This window comes from Pseudomonas sp. NPDC087690, assembly GCF_044743175.1.
Classification (GTDB): domain Bacteria; phylum Pseudomonadota; class Gammaproteobacteria; order Pseudomonadales; family Pseudomonadaceae; genus Aquipseudomonas.
Genome location: NZ_JBIUVX010000065.1, coordinates 9,115 through 15,983 on the forward strand (window position 1 = coordinate 9,115; position 6,869 = coordinate 15,983).

Below are 6,869 nucleotides of genomic sequence, written 5' to 3' on the forward strand. Positions count from 1 at the left end.
GGCCTGTTCGGCCGGGGTATTCAGCGGCGCAGAGGTGCCGGTTTCGGCGGTTTCCTTGGCGTTGCTGGTACGTGTACTGCCCGTAAGTGACGAGGAGCTGTTCAAACGGCTGAAATCGATGACCATGATAAAAACCTCTGGGAATTTGGACGCTTGCCATGTTTTCGGCCATCCCCTGGAAAACTTTAGGCACATTTACAATGAGCCTTGCATGCGCCGGCGCGTGTCCTGCTGCGGCACAGTTTAGGGAACAGCCGGGGTCAGCGCCAGTTTTCTACATCGCCACTTCCACTTGGCCCGGCGCGATGACTTGCGCCTTGATGACCCGTTGCGAGTTGAGGTTTTTTACCCGGATCTGTTCTTTCAAGCCGCCATTGGCAAGCGCTTCGCCGGGCATGCGCACGGCCAGTGTGCCGCTGCGGGCAGTGATGACCACCTGATCGCCCTTGCGCACGACTTCTGCCTGTTCCAGATGAACCAGAGTAATCACCTGATCGGCTACCGTTGGTCGGGTTAATTTCTGCCCGATCGCTTCGTCTACCGAGGTCAGGAAGCCTTGATTGATCACGCTGACGTCACGTTCACGCAGGGTCACGTCCTGCGGCTCGATAATGCCGGCGCGCTTGAGCGGTCGCGTGGTCGTCACAATCTCGCGAAACAGGCGGACTTGAGCGGGCACGAAGACCGTCCAGGGCGAGGCGCCCTCGCAGCGAACCTTGACGGTTACCCGGCCCAAAGGACGTGCCGGACTCTCCAGCGAAGCTGTCAATTCCTTGTCGCACATAGGCATGCGCATACGTGGATCGAGTTGCTTGACCTCGATTTCGTAGCGGCCTTCCGTTTGACTGGTAGCCAGATAGTCTTCTACGGTGAACTCAAGAAAGCCCTGAGTGACGCCGATAAGCATGTCAGGCATGGTAACCGTATCAGCAACGGCAGGGCTGCCAGCGAAGAAGAAGCAGACGGCAGACATCGCGCACAGGCTTTTGCGAGTGCGGGAGGTCAGGTGTCGGAAAAATGTCGTTTGAGCGTTCATACGAGTTAAAAAGCAAGCGCCGTGCCGTTTAGCAATGAATGTGCGTCGCAACAACACTTGGCGTTGGTGTAGGAGTCTGGGCATGGCTGGTGTAATGGATTCGGTGAACCAGCGCACGCAACTGGTGGGGCAGAATCGCCTGGAGCTGTTGTTGTTCCGTCTCGACGGTCAGCAGCTCTACGGAATCAACGTGTTCAAGGTACGGGAAGTGTTGCAGTGCCCGTCGCTGACGTTGATGCCCAAGTCCAGTCCTGTCGTGTGCGGGGTGGCAAATATCCGGGGGGCGACCATTCCGATCCTTGATCTGGCAATGGCCACCGGTTCCGGAGCGTTGAAGGACAAGAACAACCCGTTTGTGATCATCACGGAGTACAACACCAAGACCCAGGGTTTCCTGGTCCGCTCGGTGGAGCGCATCGTCAACATGAACTGGGAAGAGATTCATCCACCGCCCAAGGGCACGGGTCGCGATCATTACCTGACCGCTGTGACTCGGGTGGACAATCAGTTAGTCGAAATCATCGATGTCGAGAAGGTGCTGGCCGAAGTTGCGCCGACACCGGAAGCGATTTCGGTGGGCGTGGTCGATGTCGAGACCCAGACCAAGGCACTGTCGTTGCGTGTCTTGACGGTCGATGACTCATCGGTGGCGCGCAAGCAGGTCACGCGTTGCCTGCAGACGATTGGCGTCGAAGTGATCGCGCTGAACGACGGCAAGCAGGCGCTGGATTACCTGCGCAAGCTGGTCGACGAGGGCAAGAAGCCGGAAGAAGAGTTCCTGATGATGATTTCCGACATCGAGATGCCGGAGATGGACGGGTACACCCTGACGGCGGAAATCCGCGGCGACGCACGCATGCAAAAGCTTCATATCATCCTGCATACTTCGTTGTCCGGGGTATTCAATCAGGCGATGGTCAAGAAAGTCGGTGCTGATGACTTCCTGGCCAAATTCCGCCCTGATGACCTGGCATCCCGGGTAGTCGACCGGATCAAAGCAGCAGATATCAGCTAGGGGCGTTTTGCTCCTGGCGGTCAACACGATTTAAGAGGCGGCATCATTGTCTACGGGTAATTTGGATTTCGAACAGTTCCGGGTCTTCCTGGAAAAAGCCTGTGGCATTTTGCTCGGTGAAAACAAGCAGTACCTGGTCTCGAGCCGTCTCAACAAACTGATGGAGCAGCAAGGCATCAAATCCTTGGGTGAGCTGGTCCAGCGCATCCAGACCCAGCCGCGCAGCGGTTTGCGCGAGCAGGTGGTCGATGCCATGACGACCAACGAAACCCTGTGGTTTCGTGACACCTATCCGTTTGAAGTCTTGAAGAACAAGGTACTGCCTGAAGCGATCAAGGCCAGCCCCAACCAGCGTCTGCGGATCTGGTCGGCCGCCTGCTCATCGGGCCAGGAACCGTACTCGCTGTCGATGTCGATCGACGAGTTCGAGCGCAGCAACCTGGGCCAGTTGAAGATGGGTGTGCAGATCGTTGCCACTGATTTGTCCGGCCTAATGCTGACCAACTGCAAGACGGGCGAATACGACAGCCTGGCGATCGGTCGCGGTTTGTCGCCGGAACGTCTGCAGCGTTACTTCGACCCGAAAGGGCCGGGGCGCTGGGTGATCAAGGCGCCGATCAAGAACCGCGTGGAGTTCCGCTCGTTCAACCTGCTCGACAGCTATGCCGCGCTGGGCAAGTTCGACATCGTGTTCTGCCGCAACGTGTTGATCTACTTCTCTGCCGAAGTGAAGAAGGACATCCTGTTGCGCATTCACAGCACGTTGAAGCCGGGCGGTTATCTGTTCCTTGGCGCTTCCGAAGCGCTGAACGGTTTGCCGGACCATTACCAGATGGTGCAGTGCAGCCCGGGGATCATTTACCAGGCGAAGTGATTGCATCGGCAATACAAAAAAACGGCAGGCCCGCAAAGGCCTGCCGTTTTTTTGTGCCCGAAGAAATTCTCCTTAACACCACAAAACTCCTGTAGGAGTGAGCCTGCTCGCGATAGCGGTAGCACATTCAGCATCATCGGTGCCTGACACACCGCTATCGCGAGCAGGCTCACTCCTACAGGGACCGTGGTGTGTATGAGATGGACGGCAAGCGGCAGAAAAGCGGCATCTGGCGGAAACCGGTTGCCGCTTTTCTGGCATTGCCGCTTTGCCGACTCCCGGCAAAGCCCCGGTTTATAGGGGGATTATGGTTTGGCACGGCGCTTGCTAAAGCTCAGTTACGAAAAACCGGTCACCCTGAAGGTCCCGACATGAGCATCAGCTTCGATAAAGCGCTCGGCATTCACGAAAAAGCCCTGGGCTTCCGCGCCCAGCGTGCCGAAGTCCTGGCCAACAACATCGCCAACGCCGATACCCCGAACTACAAGGCTCGGGATCTGGACTTCTCCAAAGTGCTTGAAGCACAGACCCAGAAAAACGCCAACGGCACGATTGCCCTGAACATGACCAACAGCCGTCACATCGAAGCTGAAGGCCTGGGCAACGGCGACGAATCGCTGATGTATCGCACGCCGATGCAACCGTCGATCGACCAGAACACCGTTGACGCTCAACTGGAACAGTCCAACTACGCGGAAAACGCCGTAGGCTTCCAGGCCAGCTTCACCCTGCTCAACAGCAAATTCAAAGGGCTGGTGTCAGCCCTGCGCGGAGAGTAATCCATGTCCCTGTCCAGCGTTTTCAACATTGCCGGCAGCGGCATGAGCGCACAAACCACGCGTCTGAACACCGTGGCTTCGAACATCGCCAACGCCGAAACCGTCTCGTCGAGCATCGACCAGACCTACCGCGCCCGCCACCCGGTGTTCGCCACCATGTTCCAGGGCGGTCAGAACAGCGGCAGCAACTCGCTGTTCCAGAGCCAGGACGCAGCCGGTCAAGGCGTACAGGTATTGGGTGTGGTCGAAGATCAGAGCAACCTCGAAGCGCGTTACGAGCCGAACCATCCGGCAGCCGACGCCAAAGGTTACGTCTACTACCCGAACGTCAACGTGGTGGAAGAAATGGCTGACATGATTTCCGCGAGCCGGTCTTTCCAGACCAACGCTGAAATGATGAACACCGCGAAAACCATGATGCAGAAGGTACTGACCCTCGGTCAGTAATAAGGGGCGACTGCCATGAGTGTTTCCGATACCACCAGCTCCCTGAGCATGAATGACATCCTGGCCAACTCGTCGAAGAAGGCCAGCAGCACCACCACCGGCGGCATCGCTTCGGCAACCAACAGTGCAACCGGCGGTCAAGCGCTGGGCAAGGACGCGTTCCTGCAACTGCTGGTGACCCAGCTGAAAAACCAGAACCCGCTGGATCCGCAGGACAACAGCGCGTTCGTTGCCCAATTGGCGCAGTTCAGCAGCCTGGAAGGCATCACCACGCTTAATAGCACCGTAAGCTCGCTGGCCGGTAACTACAACTCCTCGCAGGCGTTGCAGGCATCGTCGCTGGTTGGCCGCAATGTAATCGTGCAAACCAACACTGCCCAGCTCGACGACCCGAGCAAAGGCCTGACCGGTTCGGCGACTGTGCCTACGTCGATTGCCGGCGGCACGGTGACCATCACCGACAGCAGCGGCGCTACCGTGCGCACCATTGACCTGGGCAGTCGCGCTGCCGGCAATGCCAGCTTCACCTGGGACGGCAAAGATGCTTCCGGCAATCTGGTGCCCGTCGGTACTTACACCTTCAAGGCGAACGCACCGATCAACGGCGCCGCGACAGATCTGGCGACCTACCTGCCGGCGACCGTCAACAGCGTGACGATCAGCCAGACCGGTGGCGAGCTGATGCTCAACCTGTCCGGCAAGGGCACCGTTGCCCTGTCCAAAGTACAAACCATTGGTATATAGAGCCGACTAACCGGCACAAAGGAGTGGAATATGTCTTTCAATATCGGCCTTAGCGGTCTCTATGCCGCCAACAAACAGCTGGACGTGACCGGCAACAACATCGCCAACGTCGCGACTGCCGGTTTCAAATCGTCCCGTGCAGAATTCGAAGACGTCTACTCGGCGACTCGCCTGGGTAGCGGCAGCAAAGTGATCGGTAACGGCGTGCGCCTGGCCAACGTTTCCCAACAGTTCACCCAGGGTGACATCAACAACACCGGTAACGTGTTGGATATGGGCATCAACGGTTCGGGCTTCTTCACCATGAGCAACAACGGCTCGGTGTCCTACACCCGTGCCGGTACGTTCAAGGTCGACAACGCCGGTTACATCACCAACACCGATTACACCTCGCGCCTGCAGGGTTACGGTGTGGATGCCAACGGCAAGATCATCAACGGTGTACTGACCGACCTGAAGATCGACACCTCGAACCTGGCGCCGAAGTCCACCTCGCTGGTGACGTCGACCATCAACCTGAACTCGACTGCTCCGGTGATCGACGACACAGTGGCGGCCGGCAAATTCGACCCGACCAACCTTGCGACCTACACCAAGTCGTTCAGCACGCCGATCTATGACAGTCAGGGCAACATGCACCCGATGGATCAGTACGTGGTCAAGACCGGTGCCAACACCTGGAAGGTCTACACCCTGGTAGACGGCCGTAACCCGGACGCGACCGGTAGCGATCCGAAAACCACCGCGCCAGTCGCTTCCACCATGAGCTTTGACTCCGCGGGCAAGCTGACTCAGGTCAGCACTCTGCCGGGTCCGGTGATCAGCAGTGACCTGAAAATCACTGGCTGGGTGCCAGGTAACGTGGTCAACGGTACCTTCAAGGCTAACGGTGCAGCTGCCAACCCGGCCGGCATTACCATTTCGATGGCGCAGACCACTCAGTACAACGCAGACACCGCGCGTTCTATCCCGACTCAGGATGGTTACGCCACTGGCCAGATCACCAACCTGACCATCGACGGCACCGGTACGCTGTTCGCCAACTTCAGCAACAACCAGAGCAAGGCCATCGGCCAGGTTGCGCTGGCCAGCTTTACCAACGAACAAGGTCTGCAGGCAATCGGTGGCACCAGCTGGAAAGAGACGTTCGCTTCGGGTATCCCGGGCTACGATGCACCGGAAACCGGTACCTTGGGTTCGATCGCTTCCAACTCGCTGGAAGAGTCCAACGTTAACCTGACCAACGAACTGGTAGACCTGATCAAGGGCCAGAGCAACTATCAGGCGAACGCCAAGACCATTTCCACTCAGAGCACCATCATGCAGACCATCATTCAGATGACTTGATGCTGGTTTGAGATGTGCAAGGGAGCCCCTCTTTTTAGAGGGGCTTTTTTGTGGGGCCCGCAGATCAAGAGCTGCAGCCGAACAGAGTGGTGAGGAGCACGGCGCGAATGTCATGCAGGAGCTGCCGCAGGTGCGATCGTTTGATCCTGATCCTGATCCTGATCCTGATCCTGATCCTGATCCTGATCCTGATCCTGATCCTGATCCTGATCCTGATCCTGTAGGAACTGAGCCTGCTCGCGATGACGTCCTGAAAGCCGGCGCATTTCTCCCGCTCAACACTCAGGCAAAAAAAAGCCCCCGACAAACCAGAGGCCTGTCGGGGGCTTTTTCGTTCAGGCGTCTCGCAACGCCTGACTCGGCTCAGCTTATTGGCAAGCTTCGCAATCCGGCTCGTCGATCGCGCAAGCCTTTGGCACTGGAGCAGGGCCGGCAGGTGCTGCCAGAACCGAATCGTCGCCGTGGTTGCCGCCGCTGGAAACAGCGTTCAGCTTGCCGGTGTTGATGGTCGACTTCTCGGTGCTGGTCGCGGCCAGGGCACGGAGGTAGTAAGTGGTTTTCAGACCACGATACCAGGCCATGCGGTAGGTCACGTCGAGCTTCTTGCCCGATGCGCCGGCGATGTAC

The 6,869-nt window shown here is 57.9% G+C and carries 9 protein-coding genes and 1 pseudogene (1 of these 10 running past the window's edge); 6 read left to right on the forward strand and 4 right to left on the reverse strand.

All coding sequences use genetic code 11. The features are described 5' to 3' along the window. Together flgM and flgA are read right to left on the reverse strand one after the other, a co-directional pair. Window positions 1–126 (reverse strand): annotated as a pseudogene (flgM, locus tag ACIPIZ_RS28305) (flagellar biosynthesis anti-sigma factor FlgM) (it extends 197 nt beyond the left edge of the window). 148 nt (window positions 127–274) lie between these two features. Continuing rightward, a complete protein-coding gene (gene flgA, locus ACIPIZ_RS28310; RefSeq protein ID WP_082355483.1) occupies window positions 275–1,036 on the reverse strand; it encodes a flagellar basal body P-ring formation chaperone FlgA in 762 nt (253 codons plus the stop codon). An 82-nt stretch (window positions 1,037–1,118) separates the two neighbouring features. Between flgA and ACIPIZ_RS28315 the strand changes: the two genes are divergently transcribed. The 6 genes from ACIPIZ_RS28315 (at window position 1,119) to flgE (ending at window position 6,242) form a co-directional block, all read left to right on the forward strand. Then, window positions 1,119–2,051: a chemotaxis protein CheV gene (locus ACIPIZ_RS28315; protein WP_105709225.1), complete on the forward strand. Its 933-nt coding sequence runs from the start codon at window positions 1,119–1,121 to the stop codon at window positions 2,049–2,051. A gap of 46 nt (window positions 2,052–2,097) precedes the next feature. Then, window positions 2,098–2,925 carry a protein-glutamate O-methyltransferase CheR gene (gene cheR / locus ACIPIZ_RS28320; protein WP_007917583.1) on the forward strand — a complete coding sequence of 276 codons (828 nt, stop codon included), beginning with the start codon at window positions 2,098–2,100 and terminating at the stop codon, window positions 2,923–2,925. Window positions 2,926–3,296: 371 nt separating this feature from the next. After that, entirely contained in the window at window positions 3,297–3,704 is a 408-nt protein-coding gene (gene flgB, locus ACIPIZ_RS28325; protein WP_007917581.1) for a flagellar basal body rod protein FlgB, read from the forward strand. Window positions 3,705–3,707: 3 nt separating this feature from the next. Further along, entirely contained in the window at window positions 3,708–4,151 is a 444-nt protein-coding gene (gene flgC / locus ACIPIZ_RS28330) for a flagellar basal body rod protein FlgC (RefSeq protein WP_003227217.1), read from the forward strand. Between the two features lie 15 nt (window positions 4,152–4,166). Next, window positions 4,167–4,895, forward strand: coding sequence for a flagellar hook assembly protein FlgD (gene flgD, locus ACIPIZ_RS28335; RefSeq protein ID WP_064391648.1), 729 nt, complete (start codon window positions 4,167–4,169; stop codon window positions 4,893–4,895). 30 nt (window positions 4,896–4,925) lie between these two features. After that, window positions 4,926–6,242, forward strand: coding sequence for a flagellar hook protein FlgE (gene flgE / locus ACIPIZ_RS28340; RefSeq protein WP_064391646.1), 1,317 nt, complete (start codon window positions 4,926–4,928; stop codon window positions 6,240–6,242). 110 nt (window positions 6,243–6,352) lie between these two features. Here the strand turns inward: flgE and ACIPIZ_RS28345 are convergent, their stop codons facing one another. Next, a complete protein-coding gene (locus ACIPIZ_RS28345; protein ID WP_401168761.1) occupies window positions 6,353–6,508 on the reverse strand; it encodes a hypothetical protein in 156 nt (51 codons plus the stop codon). A gap of 102 nt (window positions 6,509–6,610) precedes the next feature. Next, a partial coding sequence (locus tag ACIPIZ_RS28350; protein ID WP_401168764.1) for a hypothetical protein occupies window positions 6,611–6,869 on the reverse strand: 259 nt, incomplete at its 5' end.

Excerpts from the sequence above, each read along its gene's own strand:
- ACIPIZ_RS28315 (WP_105709225.1), top strand. The coding sequence starts at position 1,119 with ATGGCTGGTGTAATGGATTCGGTGAACCAGCGCACGCAACTGGTGGGG.
- flgD (WP_064391648.1), top strand. The coding sequence starts at position 4,167 with ATGAGTGTTTCCGATACCACCAGCTCCCTGAGCATGAATGACATCCTG.
- flgC (WP_003227217.1), top strand. The coding sequence starts at position 3,708 with ATGTCCCTGTCCAGCGTTTTCAACATTGCCGGCAGCGGCATGAGCGCA.
- flgB (WP_007917581.1), top strand. The coding sequence starts at position 3,297 with ATGAGCATCAGCTTCGATAAAGCGCTCGGCATTCACGAAAAAGCCCTG.
- flgA (WP_082355483.1), bottom strand. The coding sequence starts at position 1,036 with ATGAACGCTCAAACGACATTTTTCCGACACCTGACCTCCCGCACTCGC.
- ACIPIZ_RS28345 (WP_401168761.1), bottom strand. The coding sequence starts at position 6,508 with ATGCGCCGGCTTTCAGGACGTCATCGCGAGCAGGCTCAGTTCCTACAG.
- flgE (WP_064391646.1), top strand. The coding sequence starts at position 4,926 with ATGTCTTTCAATATCGGCCTTAGCGGTCTCTATGCCGCCAACAAACAG.